The organism is Streptomyces paradoxus, assembly GCF_014202475.1.
In the GTDB taxonomy this organism is placed as follows: Bacteria; Actinomycetota; Actinomycetes; order Streptomycetales; family Streptomycetaceae; genus Streptomyces; species Streptomyces paradoxus.
Window position 1 is genome coordinate 271186 of the sequence record NZ_JACHGV010000007.1, and the last position, 18556, is coordinate 289741.

An 18556-nucleotide genomic window follows, 5' to 3' on the forward strand; every position below is an offset into this window, starting at 1 on the left:
GGAAAACCTGTTGCCCGCGACCACGCGGCAAGGCGAACCTGTCACGGTTTGCTGCCTTCGGCCGGCCCCCATCCCCCCTGACACGAGCCACTGGGACGTCATGCAGATTCAAGACCTTCCGTACCCCGACCCGGGCGTCCCGGACGCGCGTTCGGGCCCTCGATTCCTGTGGTGGCTCTTCCGGAACCAGTTGGGCGGTCAGCTCAAGTCGCTGAGCTGGGGGCTGCTGCACTTCGCCTCCGTCGCCGCCCTGCCGTTCAGTGTCGGCGTCGCCGTCCAGGCCGTCGTGGACCGCTCCGGCTCACGACTCGCACTGGCGGGCGGGCTGCTGGCGCTGGCCTGCGTCGGCAACGCGGTCGGCGACACCTTCCTGCACCGCACCGCGATCACCAACTGGATCACCGCGGCCGCCCGCGTCCAGCAACTGCTCGCCCGCAAGACCGCCCATCTGGGCTCGGCGCTGACCCGGCGCGTCGCGGCCGGTGAGGTGGTCGCGGTCTCGACGGGTGACGTGGAGAAGATCGGCTGGTTCGTCGAGGCCCTGTCCCGCTTCACCGCGGCCGTGGTCACCGTCGTCCTGGTCTGCGCCGGCCTGCTCGTCTACCAGCCGGCGCTCGGCGTGGTCGTCGCGGTGGGCCTGCCCGCGCTGGCGCTCGCCGTGCTGCCGCTGCTCCCCCGCGCCACCCGGCGCGCCGACACCCAGCGCGAGAAGGCCGGACGCGCCACCGAACTCGCCTCGGACACCGTCGCCGGCCTGCGGGTGCTGCGCGGCATCGGCGGCGAGGAGCTGTTCCTCGACCGCTACCGCAGCGCCTCCCAGGAGGTCCGCCACGCGGCCGTGCGCAGTGCCCGGATGTGGTCCCTGATCTCCGCGATCCAGGTCCTGCTGCCCGGGCTGCTGCTCATCGCCGTCGTCTGGTACGGGGTGCGGCTGGCGCAGGAGGGCCGGATCACCGTCGGCGAACTGGTCACCGTCTACAGCTCGGTCATGGTCCTCACCTACCCGCTGCGGCACTTCGAGGAGATCGCCATGGCGTACTCCTTCTCCCGGCCCTCCGCCAAGCGGGCCGCGGGCGTGCTGTCGCTCCAGCGGCCCACGGACACCGCGGGATCGCGCGCGGCCGAGGTTCCCTCGGGCGACCTGTACGACCCGGACACCGGGCTGCTCGCGCCCGCCGGGCGGCTCACGGCCGTGGTGTGCGGCGACCCGGACGCGGCGGGCCTGCTGGCGGAACGGCTGGGCGGACACCCCTCCCAGGAGGGCACCTCGGTGCTGCTGGGCGGTGTGCCGCTCGACGAACTCCCGCTGGACAGCGCCCGAACGGCCGTCCTCGTCCAGGACAAGGACCCGGTCCTGCTGTCCGGCACACTGCGCGAACTGCTCGACGTACCCGCGTCGGGCGCCGTCCGGCCGGAAGAGGCGCTGGCGGCCGCGCAGTGCGACGACGTCCTGGCGGCGCTCGTGCAGGGCTCGCTGGACGCGGCCGACCCGATGGACGCCCGGATCACCGAACGCGGCCGGTCCCTGTCCGGCGGTCAGCGCCAGCGGCTCGCGCTCGCCCGGTCGCTGGTCACGGACCCCGAGGCGCTCGTGCTGGACGAGCCGACCTCGGCCGTCGACTCGCACACCGAGGCCCGGATCGCGCAGGGCGTGCGGGAGTTGCGCGACGGGCGCACGACCGTGGTGTTCACCTCCTCCCCGCTGCTGCTGGACCGCGCCGACCGGGTCGTGTTCCTGCACGACGGCGAGGCCGTGGCGGTCGGCGCCCACCGTGAGCTGGTGCGGACCGATCCCCGCTACCGGGCGGTGGTCACGCGCGAGACGGACGACGAGGCCGCGCTGAACGGCTCCGTCGCCCTGGACGACGTACTGCAGGAACTGGAAGAGATCGAGGAGAAGGCATGATCGGCGTCGCGCCACCGGCGTACGACCCGGCGGCCCCGACGACGGCGAACACCCTGCCGGTCGGCGCCCCCGAGACCGTCCGCGCCTACGTGGCCGAACTGCTGCGCCGGCACCGGCGGGCGTTCCTGCTGCTGGTCGCCGTCAACACGGCCGCCGTGATCGCCTCGATGGCCGGTCCGTGGCTGCTGGGCGGACTGGTGGAGCGCGTGTCCGACGGGGCGCGGGACCTGCGGCTGGAACTCACCGCCGGGCTCTTCGTGGCCGCGCTGGCCGTCCAGGCCGTGTTCGTCCGTCAGGTGCGCCTGCGCGGCGCGATGCTGGGCGAGCGGATGCTGGCCGACCTGCGCGAGGACTTCCTCGTCCGGTCGGTCGGGCTGCCGCCCGGGGTGCTGGAGCGGGCCGGGACCGGCGACCTGCTGTCCCGCATCACCACCGACATCGACCGCCTCGGCAACGCGATGCGGGAGGCGGTACCGCAGCTGTCGATCGGCGTGGTGTGGGTGTTCCTGCTGATGGGCGGGCTGGTGATCACGGCGCCGCCGCTGGCGCTGGCCGTGCTGCTCGCCCTGCCGCTGCTGATCATCGGCTGCCGCTGGTACTTCCGGCGGGCGCCCTCGGCCTACCGTTCCGAGGCCGCCGGGTACGCCGCCGTGGCCGCCGCGCTCGCCGAGACGGTGGACGCCGGGCGCACCGTCGAGGCCCACCGCCTGGGCGAGCGCCGAGTCGCGCTGTCGGAGCGCCGGATCCGGGAGTGGACGGCCTGGGAGCGGTACACGCTCTGGCTGCGGTCGGTGCTCTTCCCGGTCATCAACACCACCCACGTGACCGTGCTCGCCTCGGTCCTGATGATCGGCGGCGTGTTCGCCCTGCACGGGTGGATCGACGTCGGCCAGCTGACGACCGGCGCGCTGATCGCCCAGATGCTGGTCGACCCGGTGGGCATGATCCTGCGCTGGTACGACGAGCTGCAGGTGGCCCAGGTGTCGCTGGCCCGGCTCGTCGGAGTCCGCGACATCGAGCCGGACGCCGGGGATCCCTCCGTGGCCCCCGAGGGACGCCATGTACACGCCGACCGGGTGCACTTCGGCTACCTGGAGGGCGTGGACGTCCTGCGCAAGGTGTCCCTGGAGGTCTCCCCCGGCACCCGGCTGGCCCTGGTCGGCCCCTCGGGTGCGGGCAAGTCCACGCTGGGCCGGCTGCTCGCCGGGATCTACGCGCCCCGGGACGGCCGGATCACCCTGGGCAGCGCCGAGCTGTCCCGGATGCCCGCCGAGCGCGTGCGCTCCCACGTGGCCCTGGTCAACCAGGAGCACCACGTCTTCGTGGGCTCCCTGCGCGACAACCTCCGGCTCGCGCGGACCGGTGCCGTCGACGCCGAGCTGTGGGCGGCGCTGGGCGCGGTCGACGCGGACGGCTGGGCCCGGGCGCTCGACGAGGGCCTGGACACCGAGGTCGGCTCGGGCGGTCTGGCGCTCACCCCGGCCCAGGCCCAGCAGATCGCGCTGGCCCGGCTGGTGCTGGCCGACCCGCACACGCTGGTCCTGGACGAGGCGACCTCCCTGCTCGACCCGCGCGCGGCCCGCAACCTGGAGCGGTCCCTGGCCCGGGTCCTGGACGGCCGCACCGTCGTCGCCATCGCCCACCGGCTGCACACCGCCCACGACGCGGACGTCATCGCCGTCGTCGAGAACGGCAGGATCAGCGAGCTGGGCAGCCACGAGGAGCTGGTCGCGGCGGACGGAGCGTATGCGGCGCTGTGGAGGTCATGGCACGGGTGAGCCGCGGCCCGGGTGCCGGGGCGGGCGGGGAGGCGCTCGCTCCGCGGGGCCGCCGCGTCCGTGGCGTTGCGCGGTCCCGAGCGGGGGTGGAAGGCTGGAATCAGGCACCGGCTCGGGGGACGCCCGGGAACAGCGGTTCGGGCGGCGTCAGTGCTCCGCGCGGCGGCGGCCCGGCACGGGCCCCGTGGATACGGGCCCGTTCCCACCCCCTGGAGGTACCCGTGAACAGCTCCGACGGCTGGGGAGACGACGTCTACCAGCCGGACCAAGACGAGCAGAGGGAGGACACGGGGCTGCTCGACGCCGAGGACACCCTGGAGAACGACGGCGTCGACGATCCCCTGGACCGGGGCTGGTCCCCTCCCGAGCGGCCCTGGGCCGTCGAGCACCTCGGCGTGACGGCGGCCGAGCGGCAGCGGGGCGAGACGCTGGACCAGCGGCTCTCCGAGGAGCTGCCGGAGGCCGCCGTCCCGGACGGTGACGGCCTCGGGGACTGCGAGGGCACCGACGGGGAACTCCTGGACAACGAGGTCGGCGCCGCGCGCTCCGGCCGGCTCGTGGCACCCGACGAGGGCGCCCACGAGGACGAGGAGGAGGCGCTGGTCGCCATGGACGTGGGCATCGACGGCGCCGCGGCGTCGGCCGAGGAGGCCGCCGTGCACATCGTCGACGAGGACACCCTGTCCGGCTGATCGCAAGCCCGGCCCGAGCCGTTCGAGGAGCATTCATGCAGCAGGACAAGCACCCCGACTACCAGCCCGTCGTCTTCCGCGACCGCGCCGCCGGGTACGCGTTCCTCACCCGGTCCACCGCGACCAGCGACCAGACCATCGAGTGGGACGACGGCGAGACCTACCCGGTCGTGGACGTGGAGATCTCCTCGGAGAGCCACCCCTTCTACACGGGCAGGGCCCGCACGGTCGACTCGGAGGGACGGGTCGCCGCGTTCGAGCGGCGCTACGGCGGCGGCTGAGGAACTCCCGGGACCGGCCGCGTTCAGATGACGTTGAGCGCGGCCGCGCAGCCCACCCCGCCGAGCAGCATGAACACCGGCATCAGCACCTTGAGCTCGACCCAGCTGCCTGCGCGGAACCGCATGGCCTTGGGCGGACCGATCGGGTACCAGCGCTTGCGCCCGACCGGGATGGGCCACAGGATCGGGCAGCCGGACACCGTCAGCGCGTCCCCGATGTCGTGCACGATCGCGCCCAGCACCACCGGCAGCCCGAGCCACAGGTACTCCTGGCCCGGCGCCGTGAACAGCCAGTCCGCGCCGTTGCCGGGCTTGTCCAGCACGCCCGCGAGGATCCACGCGGTGGTCGCGGCCAGCAGCCACACCAGGACCTCGCTGCTGGAGCCGCGCGTCGCCCGCCACAGCAGGCCCTCGATGGCCAGGACCATGTGCACGAAGAGGATCGCCAGCACGCCCCAGCGGTCGCTGGTGATCGCCACCGCCGAGGTGCCCGCCCCGATCAGCACCGCCCACAGCCAGGTGTGCGTCAGCGTGCGGTGCCCGCCGGAGCGGCGCGGGTCGCCCTGCTTCTTGGTGGCCTTGTAGACGGCGTACGACAGCTTGTCGACGATCTCGCACAGCCAGCGCGACAGCGGTCCGAAGGACCGGGAGATGGTCGCCGCCTTGTGGTCGAGGTCAGGGGCCAGGGCGGCTCCGGCGCAGATCAGGGCGCCGACGAGGAGGACCGGCCAGGGCATCGGGTGCCCGGCCGCCGCGGCGGCCGCACCGACGCCGAGCCAGGCGGCGGCTCCCGACAGTGAGTGTGCTGGTCCCATCATGGCCGCTGCCCGCCCCATTCATCGTGTGCCGCTGTCCAGTTGACCGGGCGCGCTGACGTCCCGTCGGCGCCCCAGCGTAGCGTTCGTGATCTTCGGGCCCGCAGCCGATTCCCGCATCGGGCATCGGGCCAGGCAAGATGGGGGCGTGACCCTCATCGATCAGCTGCCGCGGACCGCCGACCCCGACGCCCTGTACGAAGCCTTCGAGTCGTGGGCCGGCGAGCGGGGGCTCACGCTCTACCCCCACCAGGAGGAGGCGCTGATCGAGGTGGTCTCCGGCGCGAACGTGATCGTGTCGACCCCCACCGGCTCAGGCAAGAGCATGATCGCGGCCGGCGCGCACTTCGCCGCACTCGCCCGGGACGAGGTCACCTTCTACACCGCCCCGATCAAGGCGCTGGTGTCGGAGAAGTTCTTCGAGCTGTGCAAGATCTTCGGCACCGAGAACGTCGGCATGCTCACCGGCGACGCCTCCGTGAACGCCGACGCTCCCGTGATCTGCTGCACCGCCGAGGTGCTGGCGTCGATCGCGCTGCGCGACGGCAAGGACGCGGACGTCGGCCAGGTCGTGATGGACGAGTTCCACTTCTACGCGGAGGGCGACCGCGGCTGGGCGTGGCAGATCCCGATCCTGGAGCTGCCGCAGGCGCAGTTCGTGCTGATGTCGGCGACGCTCGGCGACGTCTCCTTCTTCGAGAAGGACCTCACCCGCCGCACGAACCGCCCGACCGCGGTGGTCCGCTCGGCGACCCGCCCCGTGCCGCTGTCCTACGAGTACCGCTACACGCCGCTCACCGAGACCCTCACCGATCTGCTGTCCGCCCGCCAGGCACCCGTCTACATCGTGCACTTCACGCAGGCGCAGGCCGTGGAGCGGGCGCAGGCGCTGATGAGCATCAACATGTGCTCCAAGGAGGAGAAGGAGCAGATCGCCGAGCTGATCGGCAACTTCCGCTTCACCACCAAGTTCGGCCGCAATCTCTCCCGTTACGTCCGGCACGGCATCGGCGTCCATCACGCCGGCATGCTCCCCAAGTACCGGCGTCTGGTCGAGAAGCTCGCGCAGGCCGGTCTGCTGAAGGTCATCTGCGGCACCGACACGCTCGGCGTGGGCGTCAACGTCCCCATCCGCACCGTGCTGTTCACGGCCCTCACCAAGTACGACGGCACCCGGGTCCGCACCCTGCGCGCCCGCGAGTTCCACCAGATCGCGGGCCGGGCCGGACGGGCCGGGTACGACACGGAGGGCTTCGTCGTCGCGCAGGCTCCCGAGCACGTCGTCGAGAACGAGAAGGCCCTCGCCAAGGCGGGCGACGACCCGAAGAAGCGCCGCAAGGTCGTCCGCAAGAAGGCCCCGGAGGGCTTCGTCGCCTGGTCGGAGCAGACCTTCGAGAAGCTCATCGGCTCCGAGCCGGAGCCGCTGACGTCCCGGTTCCGGGTGACGCACACCATGCTGCTGTCGGTGATCGCCCGCCCCGGCGATGCCTTCGAGGCGATGCGGCGGCTGCTGGAGGACAACCACGAGCCGCGCAAACAGCAGTTGCGGCACATCCGCCGGGCCATCGCGATCTACCGGTCGCTGCTGGACGGCGGCATCGTCGAGAAGCTCGACGAGCCGGACGCCACCGGCCGTATCGTCCGCCTCACCGTCGATCTCCAGCAGGACTTCGCGCTCAACCAGCCGCTGTCCACCTTCGCGCTCGCCGCGTTCGAACTGCTCGACCCCGAATCGCCGTCGTACGCCCTCGACATGGTGTCCGTGGTGGAGTCGACGCTCGACGACCCACGGCAGATCCTCGCCGCCCAGCAGAACAAGGCGCGCGGCGAGGCCGTGGCCCAGATGAAGGCGGACGGGGTCGAGTACGAGGAGCGCATGGAGCGCCTCCAGGACATCACGTACCCCAAGCCGCTGGAGGAGCTGCTCTTCCACGCGTACAACACGTACCGCAAGAGCCACCCCTGGGTCGGCGACCATCCGCTGTCGCCGAAGTCGGTCATCCGCGACATGTACGAACGGGCGCTGTCCTTCACGGAGCTGGTGTCCCACTACGAGCTGGCCCGCACCGAGGGCATCGTGCTGCGCTACCTGGCCAGCGCCTACAAGGCCCTGGACCACACCGTCCCGGACGACCTCAAGTCCGAGGACCTCCAGGATCTGATCGCCTGGCTGGGCGAGATGGTGCGCCAGGTCGACTCCAGTCTGCTGGACGAGTGGGAGCAGCTGGCCAACCCGGCGGAGATGACCGCCGAGGAGGCCCAGGAGAAGGCCGACGAGGTCAAGCCGGTCACCGCCAACGCCCGTGCCTTCCGCGTCCTGGTCCGCAACGCCATGTTCCGCCGCGTGGAACTGGCCGCTCTCGACCAGGTCGGTGAACTGGGCGAGATGGACGGGGAGTCCGGCTGGGACGCCGACGCCTGGGGCGAGGCGATGGACAAGTACTGGGACGAGTACGAGGATCTCGGCACCGGCCCCGACGCCCGCGGCCCCAAGCTGCTGCTCATCGAGGAGGAGCCGGAGAACGCCCTGTGGCGGGTCCGGCAGATCTTCCACGACCCGAACGGCGACCACGACTGGGGCATCAGCGCGGAGGTCGACCTCACGGCCTCGGACGCGGAGGGCCGCGCGGTCGTCCGCGTCACCGACGTCGGCCAGCTGTGACGGGCCGGGCAGCAGCGAGCACAGGAGAATCCCACCCATGACGACGAACCCGGCCGAGAGGCTCGTCGACCTGCTCGACCTGGAGCAGATCGAGGTCAACATCTTCCGCGGCCGCAGTCCGCAGGAGTCCCTGCAGCGGGTCTTCGGCGGGCAGGTGGCCGGACAGGCCCTGGTCGCCGCCGGCCGCACCACGGAGGGCGACCGTCCCGTGCACTCGCTGCACGCGTACTTCCTGCGCCCCGGCAGGCCGGGCGTGCCGATCGTGTACCAGGTCGAGCATGTGCGCGACGGGCGGTCGTTCACCACCCGCCGGGTCACGGCCGTGCAGCAGGGCCGCACGATCTTCAACCTCACCGCCTCCTTCCACAAGCCGGAGGAGGGCAGCTTCGAGCACCAGCTGCCGCCGGCCCGCAAGGTCCCGGACCCGGAGTCCCTGCCCACCGTCACGGACGAGATCCGCGAGCACCTGGGCGCGCTCCCCGAGCAGCTGGAGCGGATGGCCCGCCGCCAGCCCTTCGACATCCGCTACGTGGACCGCCTGCGCTGGACCGCCGAGGAGGCCCGGGACGCCGAGCCGCGCAGCGCCGTGTGGATGCGCGCGGTCGGGCCGCTCGGCGACGACCCGCTCGTGCACACCTGCGCCCTCACCTACGCCAGCGACATGACCCTCCTGGACGCCGTCCGCATCCCCGTCGAGCCGCTGTGGGGCCCGCGCGGCTTCGACATGGCGTCGCTCGACCACGCCATGTGGTTCCACCGCCCGTTCCGCGCGGACGACTGGCTCCTCTACGACCAGGAGTCGCCGATCGCCGTCGGCGGCCGTGGCCTGGCCCGGGGCCGGATCTACGACCGTGAGGGCCGGCTCGTCGTGTCCGTGGTGCAGGAGGGGCTCTTCCGGAAGCTCGGCTGACCTGGCCGTCCGAAGACCGGGGCGACGATCGGGGCCCCGTGTGCAGGGCTCCGATCGCGCCCCCGGCCGGATCCGGCGACCATGGCAGGAGCAGGCACTGCCGACGTCGCACGCCCGCCGATCCGGGAGGTGGCCACGCTGCACACCGTGCTCCCCGTCGTGTTCGCGATCTGCGCGGCGTTCAGCAACGCCGTGGCGACCGTACTGCAACGCAAGGCGGCGCTGACCGTGCCCGCGTCCCAGGGGTTGCGGGCCGGGCTGATCGTCGATCTGCTGCGCCGGCCCGTCTGGCTGGCCGGCATCCTCGCCGTGATCGGCGCCGCCGTCTGCCAGGCGCTGGCGCTGGCCACCGGGCCCCTGACGATCGTGCAGCCACTGTTCGTGCTGGAGCTGCCGCTCACCCTCATCGTGGCCTCGCTGCTGATGCACCGGCACCTGCCGGGCACGGGCTGGCTGGCCGTGACCGTGGTGGTGGCGGGTCTGGCGGTGGCGCTCGCCGCGGCCGCACCCGCCGGCAACCGCACGCATGTGGCGCTCGACCGCTGGATTCCGGCGCTCGCCGTGTGCGCGGGGGCGGTCGTCGCCCTGGCGGTCGCCGCCCTCCGGCGCCCGGAGGGCCGGGCCCGGGCGGCCTGCCTGGGCGCCGCGACGGCGATCAGCTACGCGGTGACCGCCGCGCTGATGAAGGCCGCCACCCACATCCTCGACGATCAGGGCCTGGTGGGCTTTCTCACCGCCTGGCAGACCTACGCCTTCGCCGCCACCGGTGTGTGCGCCCTGTTCCTGCTGGAGAACGCCATGCAGGCCGGTCCGCTGGTCGCCTCCCAGCCCGCGCTCACCCTAGGCGACGCCCTGGTGAGCCTCGCCCTCGGCATCACCTTGTACGAGGAGACCATCCGCTCCGGGTGGTGGCTGCTGCCGCAGCTGTTCGGCGTCGCGCTGATTGCCGCGGGGGTGCTCGCGCTGGCACGGATTCCGTTCACGCAGTCGCTGGTGGCTCCGGACGAGGAACGCGAGAGCGCGGCGGCGCCCTGAGCGAAGGGGTTCCACCTTCTGCTCAGGCGGAGGGCGCCCGGCCGTCGACGAGGCCCTGGATCGCGGACAGGATGCTCTCCAGGCCTCCGGGCTGCGACGCGAGGGCGGGCAGGGAGACGGACGGCCAGGCGTTGTACTCCTTGGCCGGCAACGCCTCCAGCTTCTCCGTCAGCTCGGGAACGGCCGGCAGGGACGCGGCGAACGCTGCCGCCATGTCCCGCCCGAGGTGGTACGTGATCGAACCGAAGGCGAACGAGAGGTCGTCCCTCACCGGGCCGTTCTGCAGGGACAGGTTCCAGCGACGGACCTGCCGTCCGTCCACGCGGTAATAGACGGACATGCTCCGGTACTTGGCGGTCCCGCCCTCGGGCCGCCCCTCGGCCGCCGCGTGATCGAGCAGAGCGGTGGCGATGCGCCGTACCTCCGGATCGGGCCGTGTCCAGATCAACGCGTCCATCTCGGCCCGTGTGGTCCGCTGCACCGGGCGGCGACCGGAGGGGCTCTTCGCCGTCGAGGCGACCTCTCCGTGCACGCGCGGGACGATGACCCGGACGTCTCCCCCGCCGCTGTACTGGCTCAGCTCGACCGCGTACACCTCGGTCTGACGCAGCTGCACGGCCCGCAGCTCCAGCGGGATCCTGCCGCAGCGGCCGGCCGTCGGCGAGCGAGCCGAAGTCCAGCACCCGTGGGTGGCGCGCGAACGGTGGCATGCCCGCTCGATACCGCAGAGGTCCGGGCAGTCGACGATGACCGGGCGGCCGGCCGACGCGCTCCGACCGGGTCACCGGTCCGGCTGGCAATGCGGGCACCACACCGTGCCCCGCCCGGCCATGCGCGACCTGCGCAGGCCGGTGCCGCACCGCGGGCACCTCGGGTCACGGTCGTCCCGGTGGCCGGTGAGCCAGGTGCCACGCGGGGGTACGCAGCCGGCGGTGACGGAGGAACGCAGGGTGCGCCGCATCTCGCTGTAGAGACGACGGCGGTCCTCCGGGGTCAGGTCACGCGCCCCCCGGTCGGGGCGCAGCCGGGCCCGCCACAGGATCTCGTCGGCGAGCAGATTGCCGAGACCGGCGAGAACGGACTGGTCGGTGAGGGCCGTCTTCAGATGCCCTCGGCGCGACGACAGCACCTCCTCGAACTCCGCACGGTCCACCGCCAAGGCATCGGGCCCCTGCCGCCGCAGCAGCCGCTCCACGTCGGACTCGTCGTGGGCCAGCCAGAGTCCCTGCAGCTTGCGCTGGTCACGGAAGCGCAGCTGCCGACCGCCGCCCAGGGTGAACAGAACGCGGTCGTGCGCCTCCACGGGATCATCGGCCTGCCCGCACACCAGCCGCCCCGTCATACCGAAGTGCAGTACGAGGGTGGGGCCGCCGGTGCGGGCCAGCAGCCACTTGCCGTGCCGCTGCGGCGCGCCGAACCGCCTCCCCTCCAGCGCGTCCCGCAGCCCCCGGGCGTCGACCCCGTGCAGGACCCCCGCGTCCCGCACATCGACGCGCCGGATGACACGTCCCTTCGCGCAGGATTCGAGCACCTGCCGGAAGCCCTCGACGTCGGGGAGCTCGGGCACGGCCGGTGGGTCAGGTTTCCTGGAGGACGGACAGCACGTTCCCCGCGGGGTCCGTGAACCAGGCGATCAGCGGGCCGCCGCCGCGGAAGATGCCCTTGTCGTCCGTCTTGAGGTGGTCGTAGCGCTCGAAGCGCACGCCTTTCCCGGCCAGCTCGTCGACCGCGGCCTCGATGTCGTCGACCGGGAAGTTGAGGATGGTGAAGGTGGCCGGGGTGTGGTCCGGCTTGGGGTAGACCAGGGTGTCCCGGTCACCCGCGAGGTGCAGGATCAGCATCCCGTTCTCCTCCGACACGCGGAGCCCGAGCGTGTCTGCGTAGAACGCCCTGGCCGCCTCGATGTCATCCACCGAGAACCCGCTGAACGCCTTCGTCGTACCGAACATGATCGCCTCCCGGGGACAGTCTCCTCAGAGGAGGACCCGGGCGCATCCGGAAACTCATCGGTCAGCGCGCCGACCAGCGGTGATGCCGTGCTGCGGGGGTCACCCGACCGGCCGCCGGCCTCTGCGGCGGAGCCGGCTCAGCAGGCCGTGGTGGGTGCAGTCCCGGGGCGCGGGCCGCTTCACCACCGCAGCGGGGGCAGGTGCGAACGGATCCGGCCCGGCCGGCGATGCCGGGGGAGGTCCTTCCGCCACGGGATGACGGCGTCGGGCCTCTTCCATCGTGTGGGCCAGGTCCGCGCGGAACCAGGACACTTCGTCCGGCTCACTCGCCGTCCTCAGCTTCTCCACCAGCTCGGCTGTGGCCGAGCCGGGGGCGCCGTGCGCCGGGAGCCGGGGGCGGCAGTGGGTCAGGCGGGCCCGCTCGCGGGGATCCTGGACCACGTCCGCCACGTCGGCCGGGTCGAGGAGGCAGGCGACCGCTGCCGCGCGTGCCCAGGGGTCGTCCCCCGCGTCCCGCGTCAGGAACCCGACGTGACGCCCTCGCCAGTTGCGGGGCCGCCGGTCCATACCGGCCTTCAGCCCTTCCTGGATCTCGACAGGTGTGCGACGGGCGGTCAGCAGCAGGGCGTTGCTCCTCTCGGCCGCGAACTGCTTCAGTTCTTCGGCCAGATACAGCCAGACGACGGTTCGATAGCGGTTGAGGTAGAACGTCACCGGGACGAGCAGGCCGTAGCGCGCGAGGCTCGTGAACCTGGTGGGTGCCACCCCCATGAGGCGCGCGCCCTCGGTGGTGCCGACGGTCGCGACGCGCTCGCGCAGGATGTCCGGAGATCCGTCCCCGGAGCGCAGCCGGTCGATCTCCGCCCGGGCGACGCGCCGGCCCCCGCCTCCCTCGTCGGGAACGGTCCGGATGAGCCCCAGGTTCACCGCGAGGTCGAACTCGCCGCGCTTCAGGTCCAGTTCACGGGCGGCCCGGCTCGGGGCGCACGTGAGGCGGTCGGGTGTCGTGCCGGTTCGTGACATGGTCGGTCTCCCCCGTGGAGTCGGCGGCTCACGCCGTGTGCGGTCGCTATGTGCGATCGCCGTGCGCAATCGCCGTGTGCGATCGCCGTGAAAAAAACCGTAGCCGGTCCGGCGCATCTCGTGGCGAGCCTGTGGATAACTCCACGGGGACGACGAATGTGCAGGTCAGAGGTCCGTGATCAGTTTTGGTTCAGGCCGGCGTGCGTCCACGTCGAGGTGCTCGCCGACCCGGTTGACCAGCAGCGTCATCTCGTAGGCGATCTGGCCGATGTCGGCCTCCGCGCCGCTGAGCACGCACAGACAGCTGCCCGTTCCGGCGGCGGTGACGAAGAGCACCGCGTCGTCGAACTCGATCATCGTCTGACGTACGCTGCCCGCACCGAAGTGCCGTCCGGAGCCCTTGGCCAGGCTGTGCAGCCCGGACGACACGGCCGCGAGGTGCTCGGCGTCCTCGCGGCGCAGTCCGGTGCTCGCGCCGGTCACCAGGCCGTCGTTGGACAGGACCAGTGCGTGCCGCACTTCGTGGACGCGCTCGGTCAAGTCGTCCAGCAGCCAGTCGAGTCCCTGGTTCTGCGCCATCTTCCGTTCTCCCCGTTTTCTCCCCGTGTGATTCCCCTCCTGGCCGGAGGATCTCCATCTCAGCCTTCCCCACGACCGCGGCCGGGGCAAGGAGGATGGGAGCCATGGCAGAGAAGATGACCGACGCGCAATGGCGGGAGTTCGTTTCCCACGGCACCCGCACCGCGAAGCTGTCCACGGTCCGGGCGGACGGCAGCCCGCACGTGACCCCGATCTGGTTCCTGCTGGACGGGGACGAGGTGGTGTTCAACACCGGCAAGGACAGCGTGAAGGGACGCAACATCCTTCGCGACGGCCGGATCGCCCTGTGTGTGGACGACGACCGGCCGCCGTACTCGTTCGTCGTGCTGCGGGGCCGTGCCCGTGTCTCGGAAGACCTCGACGAGATACGGCACTGGGCCACCCGGATCGGTGCCCGGTACATGGGCGAGGAGCGTGCCGAGGAGTTCGGCGCGCGCAACGGCGTGCCCGGTGAACTCCTGGTGCGTGTCACCGTCGACAGGGTTCTTGCGGAGATGGACGTCGCCGACTGACGGCGCGAAGGCCCCTGGTCTGCGGTCAGCCGACCGAGTCGAGCAGCCGGGCGGTGTGCATCCGCCCGGCGTACTCGACGAGCCGGATCAGCACCTCCTTCCCCGAGTCGCGGTCGCGGGCGTCGCACAGCACCACGGGCGTGCCCCTGTCGAGGTCGAGGGCGCGCGAGACGTCCGGGGCGCCGTGCCGCCGGGCGCCCGCGAAACAGTTGACGGCCACGACGAAGGGGATGCGCCGGTGCTCGAAGTAGTCGACCGCGGGAAAGCAGTCCTCCAGGCGACGGGTGTCCGCGAGGACGACCGCTCCGAGCGCCCCTTGCGACAACTCGTCCCACAGGAACCAGAACCGGTCCTGTCCCGGCGTGCCGAACAGGTACAGGGACAGACCGGATCGGATGGTGATGCGTCCGAAGTCCATGGCTACGGTCGTGGTGGTCTTGTGGTCCACGCCGTCGGTGTCGTCCACCGACTGGCCTGCTTCGCTGAGGAGTTCCTCGGTGCGCAGTGGCCGGATCTCGCTGACGGCGCCCACCAGGGTGGTCTTGCCCACGCCGAATCCGCCGGCGACCAGAATCTTCAGCGCCAGTGCGGTGCTCTCGCCGCCCGGGGCGTCGGAGTGCTCGGAGACCATTGATCACTTCTCTCAGGAGTGCAGGGTGTGGTGAGTGCGTGGGTGGTGCCGGTGCGCAGGGTCTAGAGCGCCCTCAGGCCCTCGATCACCTCGCGCAGGATGCGTTCGTCGGGCAGCTGCGCCGGTGGTACGGGGCGGCTGACGGTGACGCAGCCGAGTTCCAGGAGATCGCCGAGGAGGACCCTGACCACGCCGACGGGCAGGTCCGCGCCGGCGGCGAGTTCGGCGACCGACTGGGTCTCCGGGCGGCACAGGTCGAGGAGGTTGCGGTGTTCCGGGCCGAGCGGGGCGTCGTCCACTCCGGGTGCGCCCGGGTCGAGCGTGACCAGGGCGATCAGGTCGAACCGGACGCCGGTGGGGCCGGGCCGGGTGCGTCCGCCCGTCATGGCGTAGGGGCGGACGAGCGGACCGGCCTCGTTGTCGTACCACTGGCTGCCCTGCTCGCGCCGGGTGCCGGTCATGTCCTCGGTCATCTGCGCGGACCGTTCTCCCGGTTCATCCTGCGGCGGGGGGCCGCGCGGCCGTGCGGGGCGCCGTGCCGAGGTGCTCGCCAACGCGTTTGACCAGGCGGGCCATCTCGTAGGCCACGAGGCCGATGTCGGCGGTGACGGCGGTGAGCAGGGCGAGGCAGGAGCCGTCGCCCGCGGCGGCCACGAACAGGAAGCCCTCGTCCATCTCCACCATGGTCTGGCGGACCCCGCCCGCGCCGAAGTGCCGTCCCGCTCCCTTGGCGAGGCTGTGGAAGCCCGAAGCCACGGCGGCGAGGTGCTCGGCGTCCTCGCGGCGCAGGCCGGTCGAGGCGCCCACGGCGAGGCCGTCGTTGGACAGCACCACGGCGTGCCGGATGTCGCTCACGCGGAGCACCAGATCGTCCAGCAGCCAGTCGAGTTCGCCGGAGTGCCGGGCGGATTGTGTGCTCTGATCCTGGATCATGCGGGGTCTCCTTCGCTGCTGTCGCTGCGCGTCACGGGGCCGGGAGTGGTACCGCGGCCGGGTAGCCTGCCGCCGCCGCGCGTCCATCCGGAGCGGTAGGCCGCCATGCGGTCCCGTACGAGTTCGGGGGTGCGCTCGTCGTCCCGGGGAGCGGGCGTCGGCGGCTGCTCCTCGGGGCGCTTGTCGCGCAATTGGGGAGCGAGGCTGGCCTGTCGTACGCGGCGCGGGAGGTCATCGGAGTCTTCGGGCTGCTGCGGCGGGCGGTGCAGTCGCAAGGTGGCGACTCCTGGGGTCGGGTTCTGGCTCGGGGTCTCCTGGTGACGCGGGCTGTCCGTGTGACGCGAACTGTCCCCGTGGTGCAGGGCCTCGGGCTCCGCGGCGGCCGGTACGGGGGCCACGAGTGCGGGCCGGTCGGCCTGGGCTGGGACGGCGTCCTGGAGGGGGGTGTCGTCGGGCACGCGCGCATAGGCGCGTTCCTCGGGGTGTGGCGCGGGTTCCGCCGCTTCGGGGGCTCGTTCCGCCGCGCCGGTGTGGAGCAGGGCGGTGGGCAGCAGGACGACCGCGGTGGTGCCGCCGTACGGGGAGGTCCTCAGGTGGACCTTGACGTCGTGCCGGGCGGCGAGCCTGCTGACCACGAACAGGCCGAGCCGGTCACTGTCGAACAGGTCCAGCGCCTCGGACTGGGCGATGCGGCGGTTGGCTTCGGCGAGGGTCTCCTTGCCCATGCCGAGGCCGCGGTCCTCGACCTCGACGGCGTAGCCGTTGCCGACGGGTTCTCCGGTGACACGCACGCGCGTGTGGGGCGGGGAGAACTGCGCGGCGTTCTCGATGATCTCGGCCAGCAGGTGCGTGAGGTCGGCGACGGCCGCCCCGGCCACGGCGGCCTCGGGGAGTTGCCGTACCTCCACGCGCGCGTAGTCCTCCACTTCGGAGACGGCCGCGCGGACCACGTTCGTGAGGGAGACCGGCATCCGCCAGGCGCGGCCGGGGGCGGCTCCGGAGAGGATGATCAGGCTCTCCGCGTGGCGCCGCATGCGGGTGGTGAGGTGGTCGAGGCGGAAGAGGTCGCTCAGCTCGTTCGGGTCGTCGGAGCGGCGTTCCATGCTGTCGAGGAGGGCCAGCTGCCGGTGGACGAGGATCTGGCTGCGGCGGGCGAGGTTGACGAAGACGCCGGAGATGCCGCTGGCGAGTTCGGCGCGCTCCACGGCGGCCCGCAGCGCGGCACGGTGCACGGTGCCGAGGGCCTCGGCGACCTGCCCGGTCTCGTCCTCCGCGGGCGCCCCCGGCGGGGCCTCGGCTCGGATGTCGATCTCCTCGCCCGCGCGCAGTTTCCGCATGGCGTCGGGGAGTTTGCGCCGGGCGATCTCCAGGGCGCTGTTGCGCAGGCTGACCAGTTCCACCACGAGGCCGCGTCCGATGCGTACGGAGATGACGAGCGAGGCGGCGACGGCGCCGAGGCCGAGCAGCACGGCGGCGCCTGCCGGGGTGAGCAGTCCCCGGGCGAACGGGTCGGCCCGTTGTGCGACCCCGCGTGCCGCGTCGTCCTCGATGCCGCGCATGCCGTTCTGCACGCGCGCGTGGGCCGTGCTCCAAGTGCTCTCGGGTGCCGCGTCCACCGCCTTGGCGCCCGACCCGCCGGCGAGGACCCCGTCCTCGGCGTCGCGCAGGCCGGTGTAGGCGCTGCCGGCGGCGAGGGCGTCCCATGCGGAACGCTCGGTGCCGCTCAGGTCCGCGACGGCCGAGTCGGTGAGCGTGCGGCGCAGGTCGACGGCGCCGGTGAAGAGCCGGAGCCGCTCCCCGGTCAGGGTGCCGTCCAGGCGGGCACTCGCCAGCACCGCGTCCTCCTGGGCCAGTGCCTCGGCCGCGCGGGCGAATTCGAGCAGCACGCGCGCGTCGGAGCCGAGGTCGGCGTCCCGGATGCCGGTGAGGGCGCCGCCGACGCCGAAGGCGGCCGAGATGGTCCGGGTGTAGCGGTCGTACGTCTCGGCCCAGCCCACGCGCCGGTCCTGCACCGCGGTGCGCAGTGGCGGCAGTTGCCCGGCGCCGGCGACGAACACCTTCAGCCGCTGGGCGACTCCGGCGGGCAGTTCCCCGCTGTCGGCGACGGTGGTGTCCTTGCCGAGCCGCAGTTGCGCGACGGCGCGGTCGGTGCGCCGGGCGAGCTCGTCCAGTTCGCCGGTTCGGACGGCGGACGGGTCGGTGGCGTGGCGTACGGCGGCCGCGCGTTCGGCCTGGAGGGCGGCGACGGCGGCGGAGACGGGGGCGCGGACCGTGGCGTCGACGCGCTGGACCTGCCGGAGCCGGGAGACGTCCTGGGCGGTGGTGACGGTGGCGTAGGCCCACAGGGCCAGGAGGGAGACGACCGGCACCATCAGCAGGCAGACGATCTTGGCCCGCACGGTGCGGGGGCGTATGTGCCAGCGCTCCGCCCGCGGGGGCGCCGCGTCCGAGGTGACGCCCGCGGGTGTGTCGGGGCCCTCGTCGGCCGGTGGTCCGGCATGCGCACGCCGACCGCGTACGGGAGGGGGCTGCGCTTCGGCGCCTGCTGTGGGGGCCCTACGGGGTGTTCGCATGGACTCCTCGCTCGGAGTGGGTCGGGGTGTGCGGGCCGGCGGCTGAGCGGGGGCGGCGCACTGTCGTATGAGGGCGTCTCAGGGGCGTCGTCGGGTGCTGAGCACACCGCCGGCGCAGCGGGGGCCGGCTGGGGGTGGGCCGTACGAGCCGCCGCCGGGCGCGCGATCCGTGCCGCCGGGCGGCGCTGACCACCGGCACCGCTGACCGCCGTCCCGTACGGCCAGCGGCTCCTTCAGCCCCAGGTGCGTTGCCGCG

At 72.6% G+C, this 18556-nt stretch carries 18 protein-coding genes; 8 read left to right on the forward strand and 10 right to left on the reverse strand.

All coding sequences use genetic code 11. The features are described from left to right. The first annotated feature begins 100 nt into the window (after nt 1-100). The 4 genes from HNR57_RS23795 (at nt 101) to HNR57_RS23810 (ending at nt 4657) form a co-directional block, all read left to right on the forward strand. Nucleotides 101-1906 (forward strand): ABC transporter transmembrane domain-containing protein, encoded by a 1806-nt coding sequence (locus HNR57_RS23795; protein WP_184562636.1) that lies wholly within the window; start codon nt 101-103, stop codon nt 1904-1906. Continuing rightward, nucleotides 1903-3684 carry an ABC transporter ATP-binding protein gene (locus HNR57_RS23800; RefSeq protein WP_184562638.1) on the forward strand — a complete coding sequence of 594 codons (1782 nt, stop codon included), beginning with the start codon at nt 1903-1905 and terminating at the stop codon, nt 3682-3684. The genes HNR57_RS23795 and HNR57_RS23800 overlap by 4 nt, the downstream gene beginning before the upstream one ends. A gap of 221 nt (nt 3685-3905) precedes the next feature. Then, the gene (locus HNR57_RS23805; RefSeq protein ID WP_184562640.1) at nt 3906-4376 is read left to right on the forward strand and encodes a DUF5709 domain-containing protein; all 471 of its coding nucleotides are present in this window, start codon (nt 3906-3908) and stop codon (nt 4374-4376) included. Between the two features lie 35 nt (nt 4377-4411). After that, nucleotides 4412-4657, forward strand: coding sequence for a type B 50S ribosomal protein L31 (locus HNR57_RS23810; protein WP_062925494.1), 246 nt, complete (start codon nt 4412-4414; stop codon nt 4655-4657). Nucleotides 4658-4680: 23 nt separating this feature from the next. Here HNR57_RS23810 and HNR57_RS23815 read toward each other — a convergent pair whose 3' ends face one another. Continuing rightward, nucleotides 4681-5475, reverse strand: a complete 795-nt coding sequence (locus HNR57_RS23815; RefSeq protein WP_184562642.1) for a metal-dependent hydrolase — start codon at nt 5473-5475, stop codon at nt 4681-4683. A gap of 145 nt (nt 5476-5620) precedes the next feature. Between HNR57_RS23815 and HNR57_RS23820 the strand changes: the two genes are divergently transcribed. The 3 genes from HNR57_RS23820 to HNR57_RS23830 all read left to right on the forward strand — a co-directional run bounded on the left by HNR57_RS23820 (nt 5621) and on the right by HNR57_RS23830 (nt 10079). Then, nucleotides 5621-8134 carry a DEAD/DEAH box helicase gene (locus tag HNR57_RS23820; RefSeq protein WP_184562644.1) on the forward strand — a complete coding sequence of 838 codons (2514 nt, stop codon included), beginning with the start codon at nt 5621-5623 and terminating at the stop codon, nt 8132-8134. A 37-nt stretch (nt 8135-8171) separates the two neighbouring features. Next, nucleotides 8172-9044 carry an acyl-CoA thioesterase gene (locus HNR57_RS23825; RefSeq protein ID WP_033307195.1) on the forward strand — a complete coding sequence of 291 codons (873 nt, stop codon included), beginning with the start codon at nt 8172-8174 and terminating at the stop codon, nt 9042-9044. 81 nt (nt 9045-9125) lie between these two features. Then, nucleotides 9126-10079 (forward strand): DMT family transporter, encoded by a 954-nt coding sequence (locus HNR57_RS23830; RefSeq protein ID WP_246554863.1) that lies wholly within the window; start codon nt 9126-9128, stop codon nt 10077-10079. A gap of 22 nt (nt 10080-10101) precedes the next feature. Here the strand turns inward: HNR57_RS23830 and HNR57_RS23835 are convergent, their stop codons facing one another. From HNR57_RS23835 to HNR57_RS23855, 5 genes are all read right to left on the reverse strand, one after another. Then, nucleotides 10102-10695: a hypothetical protein gene (locus HNR57_RS23835; protein WP_246554864.1), complete on the reverse strand. Its 594-nt coding sequence runs from the start codon at nt 10693-10695 to the stop codon at nt 10102-10104. Between the two features lie 165 nt (nt 10696-10860). After that, nucleotides 10861-11646 (reverse strand): Fpg/Nei family DNA glycosylase, encoded by a 786-nt coding sequence (locus HNR57_RS23840; RefSeq protein ID WP_184562646.1) that lies wholly within the window; start codon nt 11644-11646, stop codon nt 10861-10863. Nucleotides 11647-11656: 10 nt separating this feature from the next. After that, nucleotides 11657-12028 carry a VOC family protein gene (locus tag HNR57_RS23845; RefSeq protein ID WP_184562648.1) on the reverse strand — a complete coding sequence of 124 codons (372 nt, stop codon included), beginning with the start codon at nt 12026-12028 and terminating at the stop codon, nt 11657-11659. A gap of 99 nt (nt 12029-12127) precedes the next feature. Beyond that, the gene (locus HNR57_RS23850) at nt 12128-13051 is read right to left on the reverse strand and encodes a DUF6397 family protein (protein ID WP_184562650.1); all 924 of its coding nucleotides are present in this window, start codon (nt 13049-13051) and stop codon (nt 12128-12130) included. A gap of 165 nt (nt 13052-13216) precedes the next feature. Then, nucleotides 13217-13630 carry a roadblock/LC7 domain-containing protein gene (locus HNR57_RS23855; RefSeq protein WP_184562653.1) on the reverse strand — a complete coding sequence of 138 codons (414 nt, stop codon included), beginning with the start codon at nt 13628-13630 and terminating at the stop codon, nt 13217-13219. Nucleotides 13631-13734: 104 nt separating this feature from the next. On the opposite strand from HNR57_RS23855, the gene HNR57_RS23860 reads away from it, so the two are divergent. Then, nucleotides 13735-14163 (forward strand): PPOX class F420-dependent oxidoreductase, encoded by a 429-nt coding sequence (locus HNR57_RS23860; protein WP_184562655.1) that lies wholly within the window; start codon nt 13735-13737, stop codon nt 14161-14163. A 25-nt stretch (nt 14164-14188) separates the two neighbouring features. On the opposite strand, the gene HNR57_RS23865 is transcribed toward HNR57_RS23860, so the two are convergent. The 4 genes from HNR57_RS23865 to HNR57_RS23880 all read right to left on the reverse strand — a co-directional run bounded on the left by HNR57_RS23865 (nt 14189) and on the right by HNR57_RS23880 (nt 18300). Beyond that, nucleotides 14189-14794 carry a GTP-binding protein gene (locus HNR57_RS23865; protein ID WP_184562657.1) on the reverse strand — a complete coding sequence of 202 codons (606 nt, stop codon included), beginning with the start codon at nt 14792-14794 and terminating at the stop codon, nt 14189-14191. A 62-nt stretch (nt 14795-14856) separates the two neighbouring features. Beyond that, nucleotides 14857-15267 carry a DUF742 domain-containing protein gene (locus HNR57_RS23870; RefSeq protein WP_184562659.1) on the reverse strand — a complete coding sequence of 137 codons (411 nt, stop codon included), beginning with the start codon at nt 15265-15267 and terminating at the stop codon, nt 14857-14859. A 22-nt stretch (nt 15268-15289) separates the two neighbouring features. Beyond that, nucleotides 15290-15727, reverse strand: coding sequence for a roadblock/LC7 domain-containing protein (locus HNR57_RS23875; protein ID WP_184562661.1), 438 nt, complete (start codon nt 15725-15727; stop codon nt 15290-15292). Continuing rightward, a complete protein-coding gene (locus HNR57_RS23880) occupies nt 15724-18300 on the reverse strand; it encodes a sensor histidine kinase (RefSeq protein WP_184562663.1) in 2577 nt (858 codons plus the stop codon). Before HNR57_RS23880 ends, HNR57_RS23875 begins: the two co-directional genes overlap by 4 nt. Nucleotides 18301-18556 lie beyond the last annotated feature (256 nt).

Bases quoted from the DNA above. Each gene is read 5' to 3' on its own strand.
- HNR57_RS23795 (WP_184562636.1), top strand. From the start codon at position 101: ATGCAGATTCAAGACCTTCCGTACCCCGACCCGGGCGTCCCGGACGCG.
- HNR57_RS23800 (WP_184562638.1), top strand. From the start codon at position 1,903: ATGATCGGCGTCGCGCCACCGGCGTACGACCCGGCGGCCCCGACGACG.
- HNR57_RS23810 (WP_062925494.1), top strand. From the start codon at position 4,412: ATGCAGCAGGACAAGCACCCCGACTACCAGCCCGTCGTCTTCCGCGAC.
- HNR57_RS23815 (WP_184562642.1), bottom strand. From the start codon at position 5,475: ATGATGGGACCAGCACACTCACTGTCGGGAGCCGCCGCCTGGCTCGGC.
- HNR57_RS23825 (WP_033307195.1), top strand. From the start codon at position 8,172: ATGACGACGAACCCGGCCGAGAGGCTCGTCGACCTGCTCGACCTGGAG.
- HNR57_RS23830 (WP_246554863.1), top strand. From the start codon at position 9,126: ATGGCAGGAGCAGGCACTGCCGACGTCGCACGCCCGCCGATCCGGGAG.
- HNR57_RS23845 (WP_184562648.1), bottom strand. From the start codon at position 12,028: ATGTTCGGTACGACGAAGGCGTTCAGCGGGTTCTCGGTGGATGACATC.
- HNR57_RS23850 (WP_184562650.1), bottom strand. From the start codon at position 13,051: ATGTCACGAACCGGCACGACACCCGACCGCCTCACGTGCGCCCCGAGC.
- HNR57_RS23855 (WP_184562653.1), bottom strand. From the start codon at position 13,630: ATGGCGCAGAACCAGGGACTCGACTGGCTGCTGGACGACTTGACCGAG.
- HNR57_RS23860 (WP_184562655.1), top strand. From the start codon at position 13,735: ATGGCAGAGAAGATGACCGACGCGCAATGGCGGGAGTTCGTTTCCCAC.
- HNR57_RS23865 (WP_184562657.1), bottom strand. From the start codon at position 14,794: ATGGTCTCCGAGCACTCCGACGCCCCGGGCGGCGAGAGCACCGCACTG.
- HNR57_RS23870 (WP_184562659.1), bottom strand. From the start codon at position 15,267: ATGACCGAGGACATGACCGGCACCCGGCGCGAGCAGGGCAGCCAGTGG.
- HNR57_RS23875 (WP_184562661.1), bottom strand. From the start codon at position 15,727: ATGATCCAGGATCAGAGCACACAATCCGCCCGGCACTCCGGCGAACTC.
- HNR57_RS23880 (WP_184562663.1), bottom strand. From the start codon at position 18,300: ATGCGAACACCCCGTAGGGCCCCCACAGCAGGCGCCGAAGCGCAGCCC.